The organism is Limnohabitans sp. (assembly GCF_044361985.1).
Classification (GTDB): Bacteria; Pseudomonadota; Gammaproteobacteria; order Burkholderiales; family Burkholderiaceae_C; genus Limnohabitans_A.
The window spans coordinates 38487-61598 of sequence record NZ_JBIKHV010000006.1 but is presented as its reverse complement, the minus strand read 5'-3'; the positions used below and the strand labels follow the sequence as shown (position 1 = coordinate 61598).

23 protein-coding genes and 1 riboswitch are annotated in these 23112 nt (G+C 60.4%); of the genes, 14 read left to right on the top strand and 9 right to left on the bottom strand.

Annotation, left to right across the window (positions count from 1 at the left end; genetic code table 11):
• Positions 1–39: 39 nt before the first annotated feature.
• From tilS to cysS, 4 genes are read right to left on the bottom strand one after another with little or no spacing between them, the layout of a single operon-like run.
• Positions 40–984 (bottom strand): tRNA lysidine(34) synthetase TilS, encoded by a 945-nt coding sequence (gene tilS / locus ACIQ3A_RS02535; RefSeq protein ID WP_396430188.1) that lies wholly within the window; start codon positions 982–984, stop codon positions 40–42.
• 29 nt (positions 985–1013) lie between these two features.
• Positions 1014–1988 carry an acetyl-CoA carboxylase carboxyltransferase subunit alpha gene (locus ACIQ3A_RS02530; protein ID WP_396430187.1) on the bottom strand — a complete coding sequence of 325 codons (975 nt, stop codon included), beginning with the start codon at positions 1986–1988 and terminating at the stop codon, positions 1014–1016.
• A 45-nt stretch (positions 1989–2033) separates the two neighbouring features.
• Entirely contained in the window at positions 2034–2684 is a 651-nt protein-coding gene (locus ACIQ3A_RS02525; protein WP_396430186.1) for a DNA-3-methyladenine glycosylase family protein, read from the bottom strand.
• Positions 2681–4066 carry a cysteine--tRNA ligase gene (gene cysS, locus ACIQ3A_RS02520; RefSeq protein WP_396430185.1) on the bottom strand — a complete coding sequence of 462 codons (1386 nt, stop codon included), beginning with the start codon at positions 4064–4066 and terminating at the stop codon, positions 2681–2683. The genes ACIQ3A_RS02525 and cysS overlap by 4 nt, the downstream gene beginning before the upstream one ends.
• A gap of 237 nt (positions 4067–4303) precedes the next feature.
• Between cysS and ACIQ3A_RS02515 the strand changes: the two genes are divergently transcribed.
• From ACIQ3A_RS02515 to ACIQ3A_RS02500, 4 genes are read left to right on the top strand one after another with little or no spacing between them, the layout of a single operon-like run.
• Positions 4304–4816: a tetratricopeptide repeat protein gene (locus tag ACIQ3A_RS02515; protein WP_396430184.1), complete on the top strand. Its 513-nt coding sequence runs from the start codon at positions 4304–4306 to the stop codon at positions 4814–4816.
• Between the two features lie 28 nt (positions 4817–4844).
• Positions 4845–5534: a peptidylprolyl isomerase gene (locus ACIQ3A_RS02510; RefSeq protein ID WP_396430183.1), complete on the top strand. Its 690-nt coding sequence runs from the start codon at positions 4845–4847 to the stop codon at positions 5532–5534.
• 3 nt (positions 5535–5537) lie between these two features.
• Positions 5538–6044 carry a peptidylprolyl isomerase gene (locus ACIQ3A_RS02505; protein ID WP_396430182.1) on the top strand — a complete coding sequence of 169 codons (507 nt, stop codon included), beginning with the start codon at positions 5538–5540 and terminating at the stop codon, positions 6042–6044.
• 11 nt (positions 6045–6055) lie between these two features.
• On the top strand, positions 6056–6847 hold the full coding sequence (locus ACIQ3A_RS02500) for a UDP-2,3-diacylglucosamine diphosphatase (RefSeq protein WP_396430181.1): 792 nt from the start codon (positions 6056–6058) through the stop codon (positions 6845–6847).
• A gap of 12 nt (positions 6848–6859) precedes the next feature.
• Here the strand turns inward: ACIQ3A_RS02500 and ACIQ3A_RS02495 are convergent, their stop codons facing one another.
• On the bottom strand, positions 6860–9694 hold the full coding sequence (locus tag ACIQ3A_RS02495) for a DUF349 domain-containing protein (protein WP_396430180.1): 2835 nt from the start codon (positions 9692–9694) through the stop codon (positions 6860–6862).
• A 370-nt stretch (positions 9695–10064) separates the two neighbouring features.
• Here ACIQ3A_RS02495 and ACIQ3A_RS02490 point away from each other — a divergent pair, with 370 nt between their 5' ends.
• The 3 genes from ACIQ3A_RS02490 (at position 10065) to nrdR (ending at position 12806) form a co-directional block, all read left to right on the top strand.
• Entirely contained in the window at positions 10065–10832 is a 768-nt protein-coding gene (locus tag ACIQ3A_RS02490) for a transglycosylase SLT domain-containing protein (protein WP_396430179.1), read from the top strand.
• Between the two features lie 39 nt (positions 10833–10871).
• Positions 10872–11043, top strand: a riboswitch (ZMP/ZTP riboswitch).
• A 56-nt stretch (positions 11044–11099) separates the two neighbouring features.
• On the top strand, positions 11100–12344 hold the full coding sequence (gene glyA / locus ACIQ3A_RS02485; RefSeq protein ID WP_396430178.1) for a serine hydroxymethyltransferase: 1245 nt from the start codon (positions 11100–11102) through the stop codon (positions 12342–12344).
• Between the two features lie 12 nt (positions 12345–12356).
• Positions 12357–12806 carry a transcriptional regulator NrdR gene (nrdR, locus tag ACIQ3A_RS02480; protein WP_396430177.1) on the top strand — a complete coding sequence of 150 codons (450 nt, stop codon included), beginning with the start codon at positions 12357–12359 and terminating at the stop codon, positions 12804–12806.
• Positions 12807–12851: 45 nt separating this feature from the next.
• Here the strand turns inward: nrdR and ACIQ3A_RS02475 are convergent, their stop codons facing one another.
• Positions 12852–13457, bottom strand: coding sequence for a GspH/FimT family protein (locus ACIQ3A_RS02475; protein ID WP_396430176.1), 606 nt, complete (start codon positions 13455–13457; stop codon positions 12852–12854).
• A gap of 141 nt (positions 13458–13598) precedes the next feature.
• Between ACIQ3A_RS02475 and ACIQ3A_RS02470 the strand changes: the two genes are divergently transcribed.
• From ACIQ3A_RS02470 to ACIQ3A_RS02445, 6 genes are all read left to right on the top strand, one after another.
• Positions 13599–14060 carry a type IV pilin protein gene (locus tag ACIQ3A_RS02470; protein ID WP_396430175.1) on the top strand — a complete coding sequence of 154 codons (462 nt, stop codon included), beginning with the start codon at positions 13599–13601 and terminating at the stop codon, positions 14058–14060.
• 87 nt (positions 14061–14147) lie between these two features.
• Positions 14148–14744 carry a PilW family protein gene (locus ACIQ3A_RS02465; protein ID WP_396430174.1) on the top strand — a complete coding sequence of 199 codons (597 nt, stop codon included), beginning with the start codon at positions 14148–14150 and terminating at the stop codon, positions 14742–14744.
• Positions 14741–15973: a hypothetical protein gene (locus ACIQ3A_RS02460; RefSeq protein WP_396430173.1), complete on the top strand. Its 1233-nt coding sequence runs from the start codon at positions 14741–14743 to the stop codon at positions 15971–15973. Before ACIQ3A_RS02465 ends, ACIQ3A_RS02460 begins: the two co-directional genes overlap by 4 nt.
• On the top strand, positions 15970–16449 hold the full coding sequence (locus tag ACIQ3A_RS02455; protein ID WP_396430172.1) for a prepilin-type N-terminal cleavage/methylation domain-containing protein: 480 nt from the start codon (positions 15970–15972) through the stop codon (positions 16447–16449). Before ACIQ3A_RS02460 ends, ACIQ3A_RS02455 begins: the two co-directional genes overlap by 4 nt.
• Positions 16450–16474: 25 nt before the next feature.
• Positions 16475–17626, top strand: a complete 1152-nt coding sequence (gene ribD / locus ACIQ3A_RS02450) for a bifunctional diaminohydroxyphosphoribosylaminopyrimidine deaminase/5-amino-6-(5-phosphoribosylamino)uracil reductase RibD (protein ID WP_396430171.1) — start codon at positions 16475–16477, stop codon at positions 17624–17626.
• A gap of 97 nt (positions 17627–17723) precedes the next feature.
• A complete protein-coding gene (locus ACIQ3A_RS02445; RefSeq protein ID WP_396430170.1) occupies positions 17724–19271 on the top strand; it encodes a class I adenylate-forming enzyme family protein in 1548 nt (515 codons plus the stop codon).
• A 2-nt stretch (positions 19272–19273) separates the two neighbouring features.
• Here ACIQ3A_RS02445 and rpiA read toward each other — a convergent pair whose 3' ends face one another.
• On the bottom strand, positions 19274–19945 hold the full coding sequence (gene rpiA / locus ACIQ3A_RS02440; protein WP_396430169.1) for a ribose-5-phosphate isomerase RpiA: 672 nt from the start codon (positions 19943–19945) through the stop codon (positions 19274–19276).
• A 105-nt stretch (positions 19946–20050) separates the two neighbouring features.
• On the opposite strand from rpiA, the gene ACIQ3A_RS02435 reads away from it, so the two are divergent.
• Positions 20051–21094 carry a quinone-dependent dihydroorotate dehydrogenase gene (locus ACIQ3A_RS02435; protein WP_396430168.1) on the top strand — a complete coding sequence of 348 codons (1044 nt, stop codon included), beginning with the start codon at positions 20051–20053 and terminating at the stop codon, positions 21092–21094.
• Between the two features lie 5 nt (positions 21095–21099).
• Here ACIQ3A_RS02435 and ACIQ3A_RS02430 read toward each other — a convergent pair whose 3' ends face one another.
• Positions 21100–21909 carry an acyl-CoA thioesterase gene (locus ACIQ3A_RS02430; RefSeq protein ID WP_396430167.1) on the bottom strand — a complete coding sequence of 270 codons (810 nt, stop codon included), beginning with the start codon at positions 21907–21909 and terminating at the stop codon, positions 21100–21102.
• On the bottom strand, positions 21909–23027 hold the full coding sequence (locus ACIQ3A_RS02425) for an NAD(P)/FAD-dependent oxidoreductase (protein WP_396430166.1): 1119 nt from the start codon (positions 23025–23027) through the stop codon (positions 21909–21911). Before ACIQ3A_RS02425 ends, ACIQ3A_RS02430 begins: the two co-directional genes overlap by 1 nt.
• Positions 23028–23112: the final 85 nt, after the last annotated feature.

Below are 23112 nucleotides of genomic sequence, written 5' to 3'. Positions count from 1 at the left end.
CAGGGTTTTGAAGCAAAGACCGCCAAAAATCCATGGGTGTCAGGACGAATGCCATACCAGGTTGGGGCCCTCTCGCCTGACAAAGCCTTGCCCCACTTTCAGATGAAGGCGATGACCCCGGGTGGTGCAGTCGGCCACCTGATCGAGCAGTTCATTCAGTTGGGCTGTGCTGGGTGTGGTGGCGTGTTGACTTTGCAACCAGTGGCGCAGCACCAGCGCCTGGCGAGCACGGCTCAGTTGCTGCAGGGCCTCAATGCAAGGTGGAACGCCGATTTGCCCGAGGTCTTGCTCGGCCACCTCGTTCAAGACCTCTTGCGCTTGCGCAGCATGGCCAGCACTGCGGGCAAACGTGTCGCGAAAAGCTGGCAGTGCTTCGGCCAGAGCGGGCAAGACTTTGGCACGGATGCGGTTGCGGGTGAAATTTTCGTCGGTGTTGGTGGGGTCTTCGATCCAGCCCTGGCCCTTGGCTTGCAGCCAGTCACGCAACGCCAAACCGGGAACCTCCAACCAGGGCCGGTGCCAGTGCAAGCCCAGGCGCTGCTTGTGTGCAGGCATGCTGGCCAAACCGGGCAAGCCCGATCCGCGCGACAAAGCGATCAGCAAGGTTTCGATCTGGTCGTCCGCGTGCTGGGCCAAAGCGATGTCCTTGACTTCGGGCCATTCGGCTTGCACCGCTTCGGCCAGCGCTTTATAACGGGCTTTGCGGGCCGCATCTTCGGGGCTTTGACCTGGGGCGTGCCCCGCTTGCACGCGGCGCACCGACAAAGGCACATCCAGTTGTTGACACAACGCTTGGCAATGGCGCTCAAAGTCATCCGCCGCCGCTTGCAAACCATGGTGAATGTGTACCACCCTCAACTGCCCCGGCCAGCGCTGGGCACAAGCCACCAGCAATGCGGTGGAATCTGCCCCCCCACTCAATGCGACTGCAAAAGGAAGGCCCGGGCTGAATTCAGCCAGGGCCTGTGCGGGGGTTTTCGCCATGTCTGAAGCCGAGCGATTCGCCTCAGCGTTTATTTACCGGCTTTGGTATCGGTGAAACGGCCATAGCTGTTCAAGCGTTCGTAGCGGCGCTCCAGCAGTTCTTTGGGCTTGAGGTCAGTCACCTGGCGCCAGGCATCGCCCAAGGCACGCTTCAGGAAGGACACCATCTGGTCAGTGTCGCGGTGGGCACCGCCCACAGGCTCATTGACAATTTTGTCGACCAGGTTCAAGGCCTTTAAGCGGTGCGCAGTGATGCCCAAGGCTTCCGCGGCGACCTCGGCTTTGTCGCTGGTCTTCCACAAAATAGATGCACAGCCTTCGGGGCTGATGACCGAGTAAACAGAATATTGCAGCATCAGCACCTGGTCGGCCACCGAAATGGCCAAAGCGCCGCCCGAGCCGCCCTCACCAATGATGGTGGTGATGATCGGCACCTCCAGTTGAGCCATCTCGAAAATGTTGCGTCCGATGGCTTCAGACTGGCCACGCTCTTCGGCATCTATGCCTGGGTAAGCGCCTGGCGTGTCCACAAAGGTGAACACGGGCAGCTTGAACTTCTCGGCGGTTTTCATCAGGCGCAGGGCTTTGCGGTAGCCCTCGGGCTTGCTCATGCCGAAGTTACGCATGGTGCGCTCTTTGGTGTCACGCCCTTTTTGCTGTCCCAGCACCATGCAGGCCTGGCCATTGAAACGGGCCAGACCGCCCACAATCGACAAGTCGTCGGCAAAGTGGCGATCGCCATGCATCTCGACAAAGTCGGTGAAGATGCCCTGGATGTAGTCGAGCGTGTAAGGACGTTCGGGATGACGTGCGATCTTGGTGATCTGCCAAGGGGTCAGATCGCTGTAGATGTCTTTGGTCAGTTGCTGGCTTTTTTTGCTCAGTTGGTCAATTTCGAGGGTGATGTCCACCGCTGACTCGCTTTGCACGTAACGCAACTCTTCGATCTTGGCTTCGAGTTCGGCAACGGGTTGCTCAAAGTCGAGAAATGTTTTTTTGACCAAGTTTTACTCCTCTGTTCATAACCGGGTGGGCGCCTCGTCCAGCCCTCAATAGGCCACGGGCATGGGGTCCAGCGAGCGCCAAATATACCAAGTTGCCACGGTCGAATAGGGACTCCAGGCCTGGGCCACCTCCCGCGCATCGCTGCGGCTGACGGGTTCGCCCGAAAAATAGTTGCGGCTGATGCCATTGATCAGGCCCACATCGTCCAGCGGCAGCACATTGGGCCGCATGAGGTGGAAGATCAAAAACATCTCTGCCGTCCATCGGCCAATGCCCCGGATGGTCACCAACTCCTCAACGATGGTTTCGTCCTCCATCTCTTGCCAGGCCTTGACGTGCACAGTGCCTGAACTGAAGTGCATGGCCAGGTCCACCAGGTATTCGACCTTGCGGGCCGACAAACCTGCGGCCCGCATGTCGTCGACCTTGAGCTTGAGCACGGCAGCGGGCGTCAACCTTTTGGTCAGCACTGAAAAACGGTCCCAGACCGATTGCGCGGCCTTGACCGAAATTTGCTGGCCCACGATAGAGCGCGCCAAGGTGACAAACGCATCACCCCGGGTTTCCAGGATGGCGTCACCAAATTGGGGGATCAGTTTTTTCATGACCCGGTCTTTTTTGGACAGATGCGCGCAGGCCTCGGCCCAATAAGCGGGTGTCACGGGTACCACCGTGTTCAAGGTCGCTGTGGTCATTGTGCAGACTCCCATGTCGTACCCGCTGCAGCATCTTTCAGCACGATGCCAAGCGCCAGCAAATCGTTGCGAATGCGGTCAGCCTCGGCAAAGTTTTTGGTCTTTTTGGCATCGGCACGGGCCTGAATGAGCGCCTGAATGGCCGCCTCATCGAGTCCGGCACCCGATTGCAAATAAACGGTGGGCTCGGTTTGCAACAAACCCAGCAAGCCACCCAGTGACTTGAGCAAGCCCGAGCGCTCTGCCGAGCCGGAGCGGTTGACATCGCTGGCCAATTCAAACAACACCGCCACGGCTTCGGGCGTGCCAAAGTCTTCGTCCATGGCGGCCTTAAAACGCGCGGCCAGCGGCTCGGCCCAATCGATGCTCACGTCTGCTGGCGGCACGGCTTGCAAAGCGGTGTAAAGGCGCTTGAGGGCGCCTTTGGCGTCGTTCAGATGCACGTCGCTGTAATTCAGCGCACTGCGGTAATGGCTGCGCACAATGAAGAAACGCACGGTTTCGGCGTCAAATTCTTTCAGAACGTCGCGGATGGTGAAGAAGTTGCCCAGGCTTTTGGACATCTTTTCATTGTCCACGTTGACGAACCCGTTGTGCATCCAAAAGCGTGCCAACGGCTGGCCATTGGCACCCTCGCTTTGGGCGATCTCGTTTTCGTGGTGCGGGAACTGCAGGTCGGCCCCGCCGCCGTGGATGTCAAAAGTCTGGCCCAGCAACTCGCAAGCCATGGCCGAGCACTCAATGTGCCAGCCGGGGCGGCCTGTGCCAAAGGGGCTGGCCCATTTGACGTCTTCGGGCTCGGTCGCTTTGGCGCTTTTCCAGAGCACGAAGTCCAGCGGGTCGTTCTTGGCGCCCTCTTCCGTGTTCACAGCTACGCGTTCACCGGCATGGAGTTCGTCCAGCGATTTGCCCGACAACTTGCCATAGCCAGGAAACTTGCGCACCGCGTAATTCATGTCGCCATTGCCCGAGCGGTAGGCCAGACCTTTTTGCGCCAGCGTACCGATCATGTGCAGCATTTGAGGCACATAGTCGGTGGCGCGGGGTTCGTGCTGTGGGCGCTCAATGCCCAGGGCATCGGCATCGTGGTGCAACGCATCGATCATGCGATCCGTCAGATTGCGGATGGTTTCGCCATTTTCCACAGCACGCTTGATGATTTTGTCGTCAATGTCGGTCACATTGCGGACGTAGGTGACCTTGTAGCCACTGGCCTTGAGCCAGCGCTGGACGACATCAAAGGCGATCATCGAGCGGGCATGGCCCAGGTGGCACAGGTCATACACCGTCATGCCACACACGTACATGCGCACATGGCCTGACTCGGCGGGTGAAAAATCGGAGACAGCACGGCTCAGCGTGTTGAAGATGCGCAGACTCATGTCAGATCAAGGATATTTTGAAAACCAAAAAACCAAAAAACAAGCCCCAGCATCAAGGTGTTGTGGGCAGCAGGGTGCTGGGATTCAGCTTGAAAGCGCTCGCCTTGAGCGTGGGCAGCAGGCCTCGTTAGCAGTGTGACAGCCGAATGGCCTCCGCTACAATGAAGCTTCAGTATATCCCCGACAGGGCCATTTGCGCTCCGTTGCTGGAGCCCGGATCAGATACTTTTGGCGCGCATGCAATCTCTACCCTCCTTTGTAATCTCCAGTCTCTTGCTGTTGTTCAGTGTGGGTGTCAAAGCGGACGCCTACAACGATGTCAACCGGCTGGTCGGGGCTGGGCAGTGGACCAAAGCCCAAACCCAAGCCGAAGAACACCTCAAGAGCCGCCCCACCGACCCGCAAATGCGTTTGTTACTCAGCCGCATTCAGGATGGACAAGGACAGACCGCATTGGCCATGGAAACCTTGCAGTCTTTAACGCAGTCTTTCCCAGAATTGCCCGAACCGCACAACAACCTGGCGGCACTGCTGGCCCGGCAAAACCGTTACGCTGAGGCCCTGGTGGCCTTGCAAGCCGCTGTGCGAGCGCGCCCTGATTACGCTATAGCCCTGGAAAATCTGGGCGATGTGTACATGGCCCTGGCCATTCAGGCTTACCAAAGTGCCAGCCAGGGCGTCCCTTCGCAGACTCGCGTGGCGGAAAAACGACTGGCCGCCGAACAACTTTTGAAGTCAACGGCTCCTTGAGATACCGCTCACCCGTTTGAAAGAACCCATGAACCGTTTTCGTTTTTTGACCTCTTTTGCACTGATGATCGCCCTGCCCCTGGCTTTGGCGATTCCCATGACCAGCCAGGCCCAAGTGAGCGGCATCACTAAAGTGCGCATCAGCACCTCGGCAGGTGACATTGAAGCGGAGTTGTACGCCGACAAGGCCCCCAAAACCGTGGCCAACTTTTTACAGTACGTGAACGACAAGCACTACGACGGCACGATTTTTCACCGGGTGATTGCGGGCTTCATGGTGCAAGGGGGTGGCTATGACTCGCAGTACAAAGAAAAGAAAACACGGCCTCCTGTTCAACACGAGGGGCGTTTGTCGCTGACCGCTGGTTTGAAAAACACCACCGGCACGCTGGCCATGGCCCGCACCAACGACCCGCAATCAGCCACCTCGCAGTTTTTCATCAATGTGGTGGACAACGCATTTCTGGACCCCACCCCGATTCCCGATGGCGACCCGGTGGCGAAATTTGAATACCAAGGCCGCGTCTACGAAAAAGTAGCGCGCGCCCAATTGCTGAACTCACCCCAACTGTTCGGCTACACCGTTTTTGGCAAAGTCACGTCCGGCATGGACGTGGTCCAAAAAATCAGGACCACACCCACCGGTGCGGGCGGTCCTTTTCCCTCCGATGTCCCCCGGACACCGGTCCTCATTCAATCCATCACTTTGTTGAAATAAACCATGACCAACCCACAAGTTGAATTGCACGTTACTGGCTACGGCGTCATCACGATCGAACTGGATGCCGAAAAAGCACCGAAGTCGACCGAAAACTTTCTGGCCTATGTGAACAAGGGTCACTACGACAACACAATTTTTCACCGTGTGATCCCCGGCTTCATGGTTCAGGGTGGCGGCTTTGAGCCGGGCATGTCGCAAAAGCCTACCGATGCCACCATCGAAAACGAAGCCAACAACGGCCTGAAAAACAACGAGTACACCTTGGCGATGGCCCGCACCTCAGCGCCCCATTCGGCTTCAGCCCAGTTCTTCATCAACGTGGCCAAAAACGACTTTTTGAACCACACCGCGCCCTCCATGCAAGGCTGGGGTTACGCCGTGTTCGGCAAAGTGGTCAAAGGCACCGAAGTGGTCGATCAAATCAAAGACGTGCAAACCGGCAGCAAAGGCGGTCACGGCGATGTGCCCAAAGTTGACGTTGTGATTGAAAAAGCTATTGCCATCTGACCCACTGCGCCATGTCTGCTGATCTGCGCCAAGCCACGCCGAACATCGGCTTGCTGAAGGCCCCAGCGGCATGGCACACCGTGGACCTGATCTCGGACCTGCATTTGCAAGTGTCTGAGACCGCCACATTTGAAGCCTGGCGTGCCTACATGGCCAGCACCCCCGCCGATGCGGTGTTGATTTTGGGCGATTTATTCGAGGTCTGGGTGGGTGACGACGCAGCAGCCCAAGACCCATTCTTGCAATCCTGCGCAGACGTCTTGCGCCAGACCGCGCAACGTGCCCATGTGGCTTTCATGCCCGGCAACCGCGATTTTTTGGTCGGCCCCGAATTTTTGGACGGATGTGGCGTCAAGCCATTGACCGACCCGACTTTGCTGGTGCTGGCTGCTCAACGCATTTTGCTCAGCCACGGCGATGCACTTTGCCTGGATGACAAGCCTTACCAGGCTTTTCGGCTGCAGGCCCGCAACCCCGAATGGCAGCAAACTTTTTTGGCCAAACCTTTGACCGAGCGTCAGGAATTTGCCCGCAGTTTGCGTGCGCTGAGTGAGTCGCAAAAGCACGAAGGCATGAGCTTTGCTGATGCGGACCTGGACATGAGTCTTTTCTGGCTGGCACAAGCCCAAGCTGATTGTCTGGTGCACGGCCATACGCACCGGCCAGCCGACCACGCGCTGGGACAGGCGCAACGACATGTCTTGAGCGACTGGTCTCTGGACCATCGGCCCTTTAGGGCGCAGGTGCTTAGGCTAAAAAGCACTGGCGGCATGGCGCGAATCAATTTGCAGCCAAGCGCCTGATGCGCGCCTGAATCAGCCCCGCAACAGGTTCTTCAAGACGTTTTGCAAGCGGCGTGCAGTGGTCGGCTCGTGCGGTCCGGACAAGACTTGCGCCACATCCTGGCCCCATGTTTCACGGGGACCGGGTTGGTTGCGTTGTGTCAACAACTGCAATTGAAGGGCACGGCGCTCGTTCAGGTTATCGGCCGGTGTCGGGACTTCGGCAGCCATCTCGAGGCGCAGCAAGGCCGTTGGAGCTTGCGTTTGGGGCGCTGCACCGACGGCTTGGGCCCAAGCCTGCCGGGTCGAGGCATTGATGGCCCGACCAAGTTCTTGCGCGCTGGGCAAAGCCTCGACCTGGCGTTCTTGCCAAGCCGTCATCAAACGCGTCAGGGTTTCGCCATGGGCTTGGGACGCCAATTTGCGCAGCGACATTTCGGCGCGTTCCAACGCCTCGCGCTGGGCACGAAAAGCCGCATCGCCCAAACGCGGTCCGCGATCGCCACGGTCGAAGTCGCCATGCGGGAAGCGGTCTCCAGCGCGGTCACCCCCACGTGGTTGGCCCCGATCTCCCGGGCGACCCGGGCGATCACCCGAACGCTCACCAGGGCGTCCATCACGGCGCCCGGCAACAGCGCCTTCTGTCTTTTTCTGACCCGGACGGTCATCGCCACGCACCGCCACCACAGGTTTGACGGGCTTGGGCACCACCACAGGGGCCGCTGCCTCAACGGGGACCATCGGCTCAACCGCCTCGCCGTTGTCGGCGGCAGTTTCTGCCGCCTCGGCTTGGCCTTCGCTGATTTCTGGCGGATTGGCCGCTGTATCAGCAACGCCCTCTGCCGCTTCGGTCGGAGCCTCTGGCGTTGGCTCAGAAAGCTGGGGCATCGGTTCGGGCGCCTGAGCGTGCACTTGGGCTTGAACAACCGGCTTATCTGCCACCGCTTCGGCTTGTCCGCGCAATGCGGCATCCAGTGCCCCCATCGCGGCGCGAATCTTGGCGGCATCACCACCGGCATTTGCCGCATCCAGCAATTTGGACGCATCAATCACCGCACGGTCACGTGCACTGAGCGGTGCCGATGAGAGCTGACGGTCAGTGCCTTTGCGCTGGAACGCCTCGTCCAGCGGCGCGCGGAACACTTCCCACAGTTTTTGTTCGGTCTTGCGGTCAAGCGGTACCGCCTGAGCTTCTACCTGCCAGCGTTGCTGCAGTGCCTTCACGGCATCCACGCGCAAGGCCGGCGCAGCGGCTACTTCACGGGCTTCGTCGATCAATGCCTGGCGGCGCTCAACACTGGCTTTTTGGGCGGCTTCCAGTCGCGCGGCTGCCGCTTTGAAGTTTGTCTTCCACTGTGACTGCATTTCTGCAAATGATTTTTCGCTCAAGTGGCCTGCATTGCGCCAGCGGTCTGCGAACTGGTGCAACGCACGCAACTGGCTGCGCCAGTCTTCGTTGTCGGCATTGGCCGCCGTCCACGCCTTGACTTCCTCCATCAAGGCCACGCGCTGGGCACGGTGGTCAGCAGATTCTTTTTTCATCTGCTCCAGCCAAGCCAGAACGGTTTTGTAGGCGTCGTTGCAAGCTGAATCGAAGCGCTTCCACAAGGCATGGTTGGGCAAGCCCCCTTGGTCGGTTTGCTTCCAGTGGTCACGCAACTGGCGCAGTTTGTCCTGCATTTTTCGCCCGCCCACCGTGGGGGCTTTTTCGGCGTCCAGCAAGGCTTCGGCCTGAGCGACCAGGTCTTGCCGGACCTGGTCGGAGCGCCAGCGCTGCCAGCCTTCGGTGTCGCCTGCGGCCGTCAGCGCGTTGTGCACGCGTTCGTCAAGGGCGCTGTCCAGGTTCTTGCCGTGGGTCTTGAGCACAGCACGCAAGCCGACAGCAGCATCGGCCAGGTTTGCACCCTGACTTTCGGTGATTTGTTTTTCCAGCGCTTCGAGTACTTCGGTCACCGCTTTGTTGGCTTCATCGCGCAAGGCCTGACGTTGCGCTGCGTCCATCTTGGGTTTGGCCGGCTTGACCTCTTTGGCGGTTTCGGTGGCGCCCGCATCTGTGGCAGCAGGCTGGGCATGTGCCACAACTTCGCCACGCAAACGGCGAATTTCTTCAGCCCAAACAGGCACCAATGGCAAGGCGACCGAGGCATCGGCCTGGGCTTGTTGCGCCAGCGTCCATGCGCCAAAAAAACCTTGCCAGACGGCTTGCAACTGTTGCAGTGCCGCATCCAATTGGTTCGGGAATTTCAAGTCCACACTGGGCCAGACCGCGTTGGCCTTGAGCTGATTGGCTTGGGCTTGCCATTGGTCCACATCGGCTTGCACACCTGCGAGACCGACCTGGGCCTCCGCCATCGGCTTGGTAGAAAGCACTTCGATGCGCTGCGCCAGCAAGACGGCGGCTTCGCGCTGCACCATGACTTGGTGCTGCAAATCCTCAACGCCTTTGACGACTTCGGCCAAACGGACCTTCAAGCTGGCCAGCGGCTCGCGCGACAAAGGCGCGCCGGCTTTGGCGGCATCGCGTTGCCAAGCCATGGCATCTGCAATGTTCAGGCGAGGCGCCTGCAGCAGGCGCTCTGCTTTTTGAGCCCAATCACCCGCCAATGCTTCTTGGCCGTGAACACGGCGGAGCTCGTCGAGTTTTTCCTTCAGCAGTTTGGCCGCACCTTTGTCACGGGAGGACATTTCGCGATAAACCTCAGCCAACACGTCGGCAGAGGGCTCGGTCAAAAGCCATTCGCGCAAACGGGCCGTGCGCTCACCGGTTGACGCGGCATGAAAGGCACCCGCAGTTAATTGGTCAAGGGCGGCGAGGTCGAGGGGCTTAGAAGATGAAGTCACGGTAAAAAACTTTAAAACACAGTCCATGCCAAATACGGCATCAGTTTTGCAGCCGGACGTTCGTGCATACAAGGCAGAGCGGCTGACAACAACTGCGTATTTTCGCCGGGATTTGCTCAGACCCAGCCCCTTGAACAGAATACGCAGCAATCTGTTGTGATTTGAAGCGCACAAACTGTTCTATATTTCTTTTATGAATCATTTTCAATATTTTTAGTCTTGACTAGATATTAAATATTCCTAGAATTTGAAAATGCACGCCTAGGGAAAACCCGGCACCTTCGCCATCCTGGGCGCATCTGCACCCGCCGCTGGAAGTGCCGCAAACCGCACACCACCCCCCCCACACAAATGCCATGTGACTCCCCTCACAGCATCGGCCATGAAAGGAAGCGACATGACAGCGACATCGAACATGTCCCGCTTGGTTTTGTGCCTGCAAGTCTGGGCGACCGATGTCCGTGAAGGTTTTGTAGAAATCACCCGCCACAGCTTGGCCTTGTTCGGCTTGGCGGTGGTGTTGGTGAGCATGACTTTTTTGGCGCGCCCCAACCTGCAAGCATCTGCCAGCGAAGTGGTGCTGGGTTGGCTCCAAATTCGGCAAAGTGACAGCATCGATACGCCCTCCGCAGGGAACGCAGCCGCACGGTCCACTGCAAAAAGTCTCAAAAACCTCACCGACGAACAATTGGCCGTGACACGTTGGCTCAGTCGCAAGTACCGTGTCTCGGCCGAGCCCATGGGGGCCATGGTCGCCGAGGCCTGGACTCTGGGCGAGCGAGCGCAGTTGGCCCCCAGCTTGATACTGGCCATCATGGCCATCGAGTCCCGGTTCAACCCGTTTGCCTCGGCCAGCCCAGGCACAGCAGGACTGATGCAACTCGAACTCAAAGCCCATTCAGAGGCACTCGACCAATTTGGCGGCATGCTGTCGGCCTTCGACCCCCTGACCAACTTGCGCGTGGGGGTGCGGCATTTGCAGGCCCTGGTCCAGCAAACCGAGACACTTGAGGAGGCCTTGTCACTTTATGGCGCCTCTTCGGGACAAACCACCGAGGCACAGTATGTGGATCGGATTCTGAGCGAGCAAAAACTGCTGGAAAAAGTCACCGAAAAGCAAAACACTGCCGCCCTCGCCAACCAAGGCAAGCATGCCCCACTTTAAGCCTGGCCAACGCGCTGACAGACTGAGCTAAGTTACACTTGCAGCGTGCGCGACTGGCGATAGGAGCCCCTTCTTGTACAACAAGGTGGGACCACTCTGACGTGGAGCGCGGTGGCACAAAGTCACCCCCGAACCACTGGGAAGCGCACAGCCCGGAACTGGCCCAACACGCCCAGACCCGGGTTTTCAGCCGTTCGCCTGGGCAGCCCTTGTCAAAGACTTTTTTTCACGCGTCCCTGACAAGGTTCCATCAATTGAAGGACTGCCATGTACCACCGTCATGTTCTGATTGAACAAACCGATCCCGAGTTGTTTGCGGCCATCCAGGCCGAAAATGCGCGCCAGGAACACCACATCGAGCTGATTGCCAGCGAAAACTATGCCTCGCCCGCCGTGATGGCTGCGCAAGGCTCGCAACTGACCAACAAATACGCCGAAGGCTACCCTGGCAAGCGCTACTACGGGGGTTGCGAGCATGTGGACGTGGCCGAACAATTGGCCATTGACCGCGTCAAGGAACTCTTTGGCGCTGAAGCTGCCAACGTGCAACCGCACTGCGGCGCGTCGGCCAACGAGGCCGTGTTTTTGGCTTTTTTGAAACCCGGTGACACCATCATGGGCATGAGCCTGGCCGAAGGGGGTCACCTGACCCACGGCATGCCGCTCAACATTTCAGGCAAGTGGTTCAAGGTGGTGTCTTATGGCCTGGATGCCAACGAAGCAATCGACTACGACGCGATGGAAGCCAAAGCGCGTGAAACCAAACCCAAGCTGATCATTGCCGGTGCCTCGGCCTATTCTCTGCACATCGACTTTGCCCGGTTTGCCAAAGTGGCCAAGGAAGTCGGCGCCATCTTTTTGGTGGACATGGCCCACTACGCCGGATTGATCGCTGCGGGCGTCTACCCCAATCCTGTGCCGCATGCCGACGTGGTGACTTCGACCACCCACAAGAGCTTGCGCGGCCCTCGGGGCGGCATCATCTTGATGAAGGCTGAACACGAAAAAGCCATCAACAGTGCCATCTTCCCTGGCCTGCAAGGGGGGCCACTGATGCACGTGATCGCCGCCAAGGCCGTGGCTTTCAAGGAAGCGCTGCAACCTGGGTTCAAAACCTACCAGGCCCAGGTCATCAAAAATGCGCAAATCATTGCCCAGACCTTGACTGAGCGCGGCCTGCGCATTGTCAGTGGCGGCACCCAAAGCCACGTCATGCTGGTGGACCTGCGTGCCAAGGGCATCACGGGCAAAGTGGCAGAGACCGCTTTGGGCAACGCTCACATGACGATCAACAAAAACACCATTCCGAATGACCCTGAAAAGCCATTCGTGACCAGCGGCGTGCGCATTGGCACCCCCGCCATGACCACCCGGGGCTTCATGGACGAAGAAGCCCGTGCCACGGCGCACTTGATCGCTGACGTGCTGGACAACCCGCTGGACGAAGCCAACTTGGCCGCGGTGCGCGCCAAAGTGCACCTCCTGACCAGCCGTTTTCCGGTTTACGGCTGATCGGTCCGCGCGATGAAATGCCCGTTTTGCGGTCACCTCGAAACCCAGGTTGTGGAAACCCGGTTGGCTGAGGACGGGGATTTCATCCGTCGTCGCCGTCAATGTGGCGCGTGTGAAAAACGCTTCACCACCTACGAAAAACCGGAAGTCAACTTTCCGGCCATCGTCAAAAAAGACGGCAGGCGCATCGAGTACCAACGTGAAAAATTGCGCGGCAGCCTCAACTTAGCGCTGCGCAAGCGCCCTGTCAGCACGGAGCAGGTCGACGGGGCCATTGAGCGGATTGAGGAAAAACTGCTGAATCTGGCCGTTCGTGAGGTCGCCTCGCACCGCATTGGTGAGATGGTCATGCGCGAGCTGAAAAAACTCGACAAAGTGGCTTATGTGCGATTCGCCAGCGTGTACCGCAATTTCGAAGACATCGACGATTTCAAGACCCTGGTTGACGAAGTCCAAAGCTGATCAAACCCTCCTTGGGCTGGCTTGGCGTGCCCCGGGTTGTCGGGCTCAGCAGGCCACATCGGATGGCAAAACCGCTGACGCCAATCTGGGCTTGCCCACCGCGTTGATCACCAAGCGCCAGGTCGCAGCTTGGCCTGGTGCGCACAAAGTCAGGGTGCCCGCCTGAAACGCCCCTGAGGTGCTCTGGCTGCGACCTTCGGGGCCGAAAGAGACGTAGCGATTCACGGTGGTGTTGCCCTGAAATTTCAAAAACGCAGGCAAAGCTGGATGAACCAGCAAGATGGCTTCTGTTGAATCCCGCACAGCGTTGTCATTGCCATCGACAAACACCATCCAGCCTTGTGCCCAACTCCCATCTGTTGCACAGCCCCCCCCCACGCCAAGCACGCACAGCGTGACGCGTTGCTGCCGTTGCAAAGCCTCAGAGCGCGCAAGCATGAGGCTGCTCAGCATTTGCTCGGCCTGGCTTTGCATCTGGTGCTTTTGACGCAAGCCGGACAGGCTGGGCGCAGCCAAAGCCACGAGTGCGGCCAGCAGCGCCAGCACCACCAGCGCCTCCAACAAGGTGAACCCTTTGGGCCGGTACCTAGGCGTGGATAAATGCCTGTTCTGGCGTTGCCCCCTTGCATTCTTTTGCCGAGATGGTCGCATGTGTTCACCTCCTCCTGAAGGATTCTTGAATGGCTTTGTGCAGCGCGCCGAACGTCCCGCTTGCCCCGGAAATTCGGCCTGTACAAGTCATTATTAAGTATTCACAATGCAAGGTCTCATTCATTTTCAAAGGACACGGGCATGGCGGCTCTCACTGCGAAGAAAAAGGCTGTGGCTCGGCCCCGCCCCAAGGGCTGGACATTGAGCGAACTGCTGATCAGTCTGGCCCTGATGGCCTTGCTGGCCGCCGTGGCCCTGCCCGCCTACACCACACAACAGCGCCAGGCCAGGCGCACCGATGCGCAAAGCGCTTTGCAGCAATTGCAACTGGCGCAGGCCCGATGGCGCGGCACCCACGACAGCCATGCGAGCGACCTGGCCAGTTTGGGCTGGACCTCCGACCGCTCGCCCGCCGGGCACTACCAGATCGCCATCGACGACGCATCGGCCGATGGCTACGTCTTGACCGCCAGCCCGGTGGACACGCAAGCCAAGGACAGCACATGCCAACCCATGCGCTTGCAACTGCTGCACACCGCCAGCGTGATTCTCAGCAGTGGCAGCGACTTGACTGCAGACCCTGGCCGATGCTGGCGCCAATAAGCCCCCCATAAGTCTGCTCTGATGAACCTTCCAGCCTCATGCGCCGCATATAGCGGCGCCAAATTGATCCAGAGGGGAGAGACTCTGATGGGCCTGATGGTGGGCATGGGCATCGGCCTGCTTGTTCTGGCAGCTGGCGCAAAAATGCTCGCTCAGCACTTGCAAGGGCACCGCTGGGCCTTGCAAGACAGCCACTTGCACCAGGACTTGCGCTCTGCCCTGGACACTTTGGCGCGGGAGCTGCGTCAAGCCCAAGCCGTGGGTCAGGCCTGGAAAAACAGGTCAACTGCAGATTGCCAGGATGCCTTTTGCGGTGGTGCCAGAGACATCAAAATCCAGGGAAACCGCATCGACTTCAGCCGTGACCGCGACCAAAATGGGCTGCTCGACAACAACGAGTGTTCGGGCTTTCGCTTGAAGGACCAGGAGCTTCAGGTGCGAACATCCTGCACACCAGAGGTCTGGAGCGATCTGACCGATGCAGGCAGCCTGAAGATGGTGGACATGCAGTGGGATCTGCACTGCGAAAGGCGTGGGCGCTGGGCACAAAGGTGGGTCACGGTCAAACTGAGCGCCCAATGGCCCCACGATGCCTCGCGAGAGTTGAGCTTGTCGCACACGGTGTCCCTGCGCAATGATGTCCCCGCCCTGCCCTGGCCAGCGGCTTGCGGTTTGGCACCATGAAACCATCTGCACCGCTTGCGCAAAGTGGCGCCATCACCTTGCTGGTGGCCATCACCCTGGTCATGCTGGCGAGCCTGGCCAGCTTTTACAGTGCCCGCAGCGTGCTGCTGGACCGTCTGGCCAGCAACCAGCAAGGCCATGCCACCCAATCACGCTTGTCTGCCGAAGCCGCATTGGCCTGGTCACGGGCTGAACTGGCGCGGCAATACACCGCCAGCCAGCAGACCTCCACTTTTTGGCAAAACGCCAGCAACACGCCTTGCCCTGCAGGCTACACAGGGCCGCGGTGGCAATGCAGCCTGCTGTCACCGCCTGCACACCCAGGCATGAGCAAGGCCGTTTCACAGGTCGTGGCCGTGCGCGATCTGGTGACATCGCCGCATGTGACCGAGTTGCATGCCAACGCCAGCCTGACGGGCCAAAATAGCCGAGGGCATGTGCGGGCCAGTGTTTTCTTACCCACACTGGCACCGGCCCCCAGCGGCGCCAGCACAGCGGCCTTGGTGCTCAATGGCTGCACATCGCCTGCAGCCGTTGCTGCGGTGACGGTCTGCCCTCTCAGTCACAACGGGCAATCCTGCAGTGGCACGCCCGTCGGCCACGCCGTGCAAAGCTTCTGGCTGGCGAACCTGGATGACGATGTTCTGATTTCTGCCAAAGAACAAAGCCAGTGCCTGGCCTTGTTGCCCGAACACCTGCCAGGCGGTGGCAGCTTGACGGGGCCCGCCACATCGTTGCCTCGTGCACCTTGTGAGCCAGCCGCCTGGAAAAATGTGCTCGGAGACATCACCCCCGAACAGCTCAAAGCCTGGTCAGACGCACAAGAGCGCAATGGTTTGCATGCCCAAAGCCAGCCACCGCGCAGTATTTATTGGGTCGACAGCGCCGCCACCTGGACGCAAAGTCTGGGCCAGGCCGATGCGCCCGTGCTGCTGGTGTTTTCGGCCATGGCCTGCGGCCAGCGCTGCCCCAGCCTGGCCAGTGGCGTGCAGATTTTTGGCACGGTGGTGCTGCAAACCCAATGCCAGGACGAGAAAGCGCGGGCTTGGCGAGCCGGCCGCATCGAAGGCCAGCTCGTGGTCGAGTCGGGCTTGCTAGACCTGCAAAGCGGCAGCCACATTCAGGCACGCGTATTCACAAAACCGGCTTACCAACTGGCTTGGCCAGCAGGCATGGACGCCACCCAAGTGCAAGCTGTGGCCGGGAGCTGGCGTGAGGGAGAGCGATGAAGCCGCTCATGGGCAGACCCTCCCGACGGCTCGCGCCAAAACATCGCGTTCAAGGCATGGCCCTGATCGAGGCCCTGGTGGCCTCAGCGGTGCTGGGCATCGGTCTGGCGGGCGCCACACGACTGACTTTGCACACCTTGCAAGCGGCAGGCGATACAAGGCAACAAGGGGTAGCCCACGCTCTGGGGGTCGACGCGATGGAATGCCATCAATCGGGCCGCACCTTATGCGTGATGAAGCAAGAGGTGACGGTTCAGGGCACGACCTACACCCTGCAAAGCCAGTTGAGCCAGCGCGTTGACCTGCCGCTGGTCGACATCGAGGTCCAGGTGCAATGGCCCGCTCTGGGTCGGGCACAGTCTGGCCAAAGCGGGGCCGCTGCCCTTGGCACCGGCGCAACGCAAAGCATGGGTCAACTCATTTTGTACAGCAGCCGCGACCAGGTGCCCACCTGGCTTGGCGTATCCTTGCCCTGATCTGTTGACGACTATTCCTGCCGTGATGTCTACTCCCTTGCCGCCCCCTTTCAGCTTTGCCCCGGATCACCCCATGCACCGCGCGCTGGCGCTGGCCAATGAGGGCTTGTGGCTGACCTCGCCTAACCCCCGCGTGGGCTGTGTCATCACGGCCGCTGATGGCCAGGTGCTGGGCCAGGGCCACACCCAACGCGCTGGTGGGCCCCATGCTGAGATCATGGCGTTGCGCGATGCGCAAGCGCGCGGACACGGTCTGAAAGGCACCACCGCCTGGGTCACGATGGAGCCCTGCGCCCACCACGGCCGAACCGGGCCATGTTGCGATGCACTGACTGCCGCAGGCATTGGCCGGGTGGTCTCCGCCCTGACCGACCCCAACCCTAAAGTGTCGGGCCAAGGCCTGCAACGCTTGCAAGCCGCAGGCGTGCACACCGAAACGCTCGACCCGAAACACGACATCGCCCTTCAGGCCCGCGAACTGAACATCGGTTTTTTCAGCCGCATGGAACGTGGCCGACCCTGGGTGCGCATGAAAATCGCTGCTTCGCTGGATGGACAAACTGCCCTGCAAAACGGGCAAAGCCAATGGATCACCAGCGAACCTGCCCGCAGTGATGGCCACGCCTGGCGCGCTCGTGCCTGCGCCGTGTTGACGGGCATAGGCACCGTGCTGGAAGACAACCCGCGGCTGGATGTGCGTGGCCATGATGTGCCGCGCCAACCCCATCTGGTCATTGTGGACAGCCGGCTGGAGACCCCACTGGATGCCCGCCTGTTTGAAACCCTGGGCACAGCCGATCTGGCCCGCAAGATCTGGATTTACACCGCAGCCACAGGCCTCGATGGCAAGCGGCAAGCCCTTGAAACCAAAGGCGCCACCGTGATCGACATGGCTGGCCCCCAAGGTAAGGTCGATCTGGCGGCCATGCTGGTTGATCTGGCCCGGCGCGAAATCAACGAACTGCATCTGGAGGCAGGTCACAAGCTCAATGGCTCGTTCATCCGGGAAGGCCTGATGGACGAGTTGTTGCTGTATGTCGCCCCGCAACTGCTTGGCCCCGGCCAGGGCATGGCCAAGCTGCCCGCGCTGACCGATCTCAGCGGCTCGGTGAAACTGGCCTTTCATGCAGTGGACCGGATCGGCCCAGATTTGCGCTTGCTGATGCGCCGCCAGTAAGGCGCCATTCACAAGGCAGCGCCGATAAGACCTGGGCGAGACAGCCTGTGCAGGTGCTTCAAGCTCACAATGGCCCACTGTTTTGCAGGAACCCCCATTGAACCTCGCCCATTTGTTGCAAAGACAAGCCCGCATCGCCCCGGAGCGTCCCGCCATCCTGAGCGGCACGCAGGTGGTGGCCACGCATGGCCAGTGGGCGCAGCGCTGCCAGCACCTGGCCCGCCAGTTTCAAGCTGCAGGCCTGCAGCCGGGGGACCGGGTGGCACTGTTCATGCGCAACCATGTGCGCACGCTGGAGGTGGTGTTTGCCGCCTGGTGGGCCGGGCTGGTGGTGGTGCCCATCAATGCCAAACTGCACCTGCGCGAAGCCCAATGGATCGTGGACAACGCCCAGGCCCGCTGGGCCTTCGTGACCGCCGACATCACCAGCAACACCGATGACCAGCTCAATGGGCTGGCGCGGATCATCGACCTGGACAGCGCCGAAGCCGATGCCTTGTGGTCACTGCCGCCAGAGGGTTCTGCATCCGTTGCTGCAACCCCCATTGCAGAACGCCATGCCGACGATCTGGCCTGGCTGTTTTACACCAGTGGCACGACCGGCAGGCCCAAAGGCGTGATGATCACCCACCGCAACCTCATGACCATGGGGCTGGCTTATTTCTGCGATGTGGACGCCATCGGCCCGCAAGACACCATCGCCTATGCGGCCCCCATGTCACACGGCGCAGGCATGTACGCCATTCCCCACCTCATGGCAGGGGCCCGGCACATGGTGCCACCTTCAGGCGGGTTCGATCCGGCAGAGCTGTTTTCGCTGGGTGAGCAAATCGGGCCACTGTCGATGTTTGCAGCGCCCACCATCGTGAAGCGGCTGGTGGACCACGCCGAGGCCACGGGTCTTTCAATAAAGACTTGCAGCCAAGCCTTCAAGACCGTGGTCTACGGCGGCGCACCCATGTATGCCGCCGACATACAGCGGGCACTGCGCGTGATGGGGCCGTGCTTTGTACAAATTTACGGCCAAGGCGAAAGCCCCATGGTGGGCACGGCGCTGTCCCGGCACCACCTGCAAGACACCGCCCACCCGCTTCACCTGGAACGGCTGGCCTCGGTCGGCGTGGCCCAAACTCCCGTGCGTATCCGGGTGACCGATGCACAAGGACAAGACTTGGCAACGGGCGAGGTGGGTGAAGTGCTGATCCAGGGCGACAGCGTCATGGCCGGGTATTGGCGCAACCCTGAAGCCACGGCCAGCGCCATCCAGAGCGGCTGGCTGTTCACAGGCGACATGGGCTGCCTGGACGCTGACGGTTTTTTGACCCTGAAAGACCGCAGCAAAGACATGATCATCAGCGGTGGCTCCAACATCTATCCCCGGGAGATCGAGGAAGTGCTGCTGCACGCAGCGGGCGTGGCCGAAGTGGCGGTGGTGGGTGCGCCAGACCCGGAATGGGGTGAAGTGGTGGTGGCCTTTGTGGTGCCGCAAACAGGCCATGCGCTCGACACCGCCATGCTCGACGCCCTTTGCCTGCAAGAGATTGCCCGCTTCAAGCGCCCCAAACGTTACGAAATCGTGGCCAGCCTGCCCAAGAACAATTACGGCAAAGTGCTCAAGACCGAGTTGCGCAAGCGGCTTAGCTGACTTCAAAAGGTCAAAGTCTTCACCCCTTCAGAGGTGCCGAGCAAACAGACTTGCGCCTTCTGGTGGGCAAAAACCCCCACAGTGACCACGCCAGGCCACTGGCTGACTTCGGTTTCAAACGCCACGGGGTCGGTGATCTTCAGGCCCTTCACATCCAAGATGAATTGACCGTTGTCGGTGACCAGGGGCTGGCCATCTTTGAGTCGCACGGCTGCGCTTCCCCCCATGGCCGCAAACTGGCGCATGACGCGGGCGGTTGCCATCGGGATCACCTCCACCGGCAAGGCAAAGGCCCCCAACACATCGACCAGCTTGCTTTCATCGGCAATGCAGACAAACTGCCTGGACTGGGCCGCCACAATCTTTTCGCGGGTGAGCGCCGCGCCACCGCCCTTGACCATGTGGCCTTGGTGGTCGATTTCGTCGGCACCATCGATGTAGACCGACAGGCTGTCGACATCGTTGCTGTCAAAGACCGCAATACCCAGGGCCTTCAGCCGCGCTGTTGAGGCCTCGGAGCTGGACACCGCGCCCTTGATCTGGTCTTTCATGGTAGCCAGCGCATCGATGAATTTATTGACCGTGGAACCCGTGCCCACGCCGACGATTTCGCCGGGAACAACGTATTTCAGGGCAGCTTGGCCCACCAGGGCTTTGAGTTCGTCTTGTGTCATGCGGGCTTATGGGGGTGAAGAAATGAAAGGGCTTTGGGGTTTGAGACAATCAGGGCCAACGTTTTCAAAGCCACCTCGACATCTCTTACAGGCCGGAATTATCCAATGTCCCTGATCCCTTACGCCCTCGCCCGCTCGTTTTTGTTCAGGATGGACCCCGAAGAGGCCCACGACCTGACCATTGAGGGGCTCGCCCGAACCCAGAACACCCCGCTGGACCGCGTCTACCGCCAGCCCTTTGTGGCCCATCCCATCACGCTGGCGGGTCTGCAATTCCCCAACCGCGTGGGCATGGCGGCGGGTCTGGACAAAAACGCCCGCTGCATCGACGGCCTGGGCGCCATGGGCTTTGGTTTTGTCGAAGTGGGCACGGTCACCCCCAAGGCGCAACCAGGTAACCCCAAGCCGCGCATGTTTCGCTTGCCCGAGGCGCAAGCCCTCATCAACCGCCTGGGCTTCAACAACGACGGGCTGGATGCCTTCATTGCCAACGTCAAACGCTCCAAGTTTCGCCAGAACGGTCGCTTGCTGGGCCTGAACATCGGCAAGAACGCCGCCACACCGATTGAAAACGCCACCGACGATTATTTGACCGCGTTGGCAGGCGTTTACCCCCATGCCGACTACGTGACCGTGAACATCTCCAGCCCCAACACCAAGAACCTGCGCGCCCTGCAAAGCGACGAAGCGCTCGATGGCCTGCTGGCGGCCCTGGTGGCGCGGCGAGAGGCGCTGGCGGCTGAACATGGGCGGCATGTGCCGATGTTCCTGAAGATCGCGCCCGACCTGGACGAAACCCAAGTGGGCGTGATCGCAGCAACGCTGCAAAAACACGGCATGGACGGCGTGATCGCCACCAACACCACGCTGGCCCGCGATGCCGTCAGCGGCCTGTTACACGCCGAAGAAATGGGTGGCCTCTCCGGCGCACCGGTGCTGGAAGGCAGCAACCGCGTGATCCGTCAGTTGCGTGCTGCACTGGGCAAAGACTTTCCCATCATCGGTGTGGGCGGCATCCTGAGCGGCCACGACGCCATTGCCAAAATCGAGGCCGGCGCCGACGTGGTGCAGCTTTACACGGGCCTCATCTACAAAGGCCCCGCATTGGTCACCGAAGTGGCGAGCGCACTGCAGCAGATGAAGCGCTGAGGCGCTCACTCCTTGTAATAAACCACCTGATGGGCGCTGGCCAGCAACTGGCCCTCGGCGCTCCAGAATTCACCGCTTTGGTCAAAGTAGCCGTTACGGTAATTGAGTGCGCGGGCCGTAGCCATCACATGGGCAGTGCCGACGCCTGACAGCATGGCCTGGTCTGCGTGGAAATAAGTGGTCATCGAAACGGTGCCAATCAAGGCACGACGGCGGCGGCGGATGTAAATGCGCGGGAAAAAACTGTCGCTGATGGCGGCCAGTGAAGCGAAATCCAGCGGTCGCACGGGCTCGTCGCGCACCCACAAATTTGAACGTGAATGTGGCTGCTCCTGCTCATCGAACTGGTCGGGGAATTCGCCTTGCGCAAAGCGCATGTCATAGCGGTGCGGCCATGCGGGCATGTCAGGGCCGGGCAACATCCGCTGCAAAGCTTCGGCGGGTGGCATGTCTGGCGGGGGCACGGCCTCGGTGTCCGACCAGGTGCTGCGCCTTTCAGCAAAGACGGCCGTGGCCATCGCCACCACCGAGTCACCCTGGCTGGCTTCGATCGCCCAGTGCTGGGTGGACCGGTTGGTGCGCACGGCACGCGCCATGAACGCAATGGGGCCGTCTTGCACGGGCGCTGCAAAGTTCACCGTCAAGGCAATCGGCTGTCCCAGTTTGTCCGGGTGCTGCAGCGCCGCATTGAGCAACTGCGCTGCCGTGGTGCCGCCAAAAGGCCCCACCATGTTGGCGTAGGCGGGGTGGGTGGCGCCGGCGTAATGGCCGGGGGCTGTGGCCTGCAAGGCCGTGGCTTCATCAAAGGGGTGCATCAGACAGTCTCTTGGAGCAGGTGGTTGACATGGGCCGCAATGGCCAGCGAACTGGTCAGGCCTGGTGATTCGATGCCCAGCAAATTAACCAGACCAGGCACGCCGTGGTCAGCAGGGCCCTGGATCATGAAGTCGGCTGCGGCTTCATGGGGGGCATTGATCTTGGGGCGCATGCCCGCGTAGCCGGACTGCAAAGCCCCGTCCGCCAGCTCAGGCCAGTACTTGCGCACCTCGGCATAAAAGGCATCGCCCCGGCGCGGTTCAACTTGCAGGTCAGCGGGCTCGTCCACCCACTGCACATCAGGACCGAACTTGGCCTGACCGCCCAGGTCGAGCGTCAGGTGCACGCCCAGCCCGGCCGCTTCGGGCACGGGGTAGATCAAGCGCGAAAACGGGGCCTTGCCCGCCAGCGTGAAGTAGTTGCCTTTGGCGTAATGTGCTTGCGGCAGCCCGCTATTGTCCAGTCCGTCCATGGCCCGCGCTAGCGCTACGGCGTTCAGGCCTGCGGCATTGACAAGCACTTTGCAAGCCAGCTCGGTGCCGTCTTGGGTGGTCACGCGGATCGGGTGCGTGACGGTACCGTGCTTGAGGCCAATGTGCTGCACCGGCGAGACCAGCGCCAGCAAACCACCAGCGTTTTCCATGTCGCCTTGCAAGGCGAGCATGAGGCCATGGCTGTCCACCACGCCCGTACTGGGCGAGAGCAGTGCCGCTTCGCAGGCCAGTGCAGGTTCTAGCGCTTTGGCCTCGGCGGCGCTGAGTTTTTGCAGGTCGTGCACGCCGTTGGCCGCCGCCTTGGCCAGAATGCTGTCCAGCGTGGGCACCTGCTCGGGCCGGGTGGCCACGATCAGCTTGCCCAGGCGCTGGTGCCCCACACCGCGCTCGGCGCAATAGGCGTAAAGCAGGGCTTTGCCTTGCACGCACAAACGCGCCTTGAGAGAACCTGCAGCGTAATAAATGCCTGCGTGAATCACCTCGCTGTTGCGCGAACTGGTGCCGGTGCCGATGGCGTTTTCCGATTCAAGCACCATCACCTCACGGCCCGCCAGCGCCAGCGCGCGCCCCACGGCGAGACCGATCACGCCGGCTCCGATCACCACTGCATCCACTTGTTCCACACACACCTCCCAAGTTCACTCGTTCGGAACGATTGTGACCCATCCCCTCCCTGCGATGCCGCCTGCCTGACGCCCGCAAGACAGA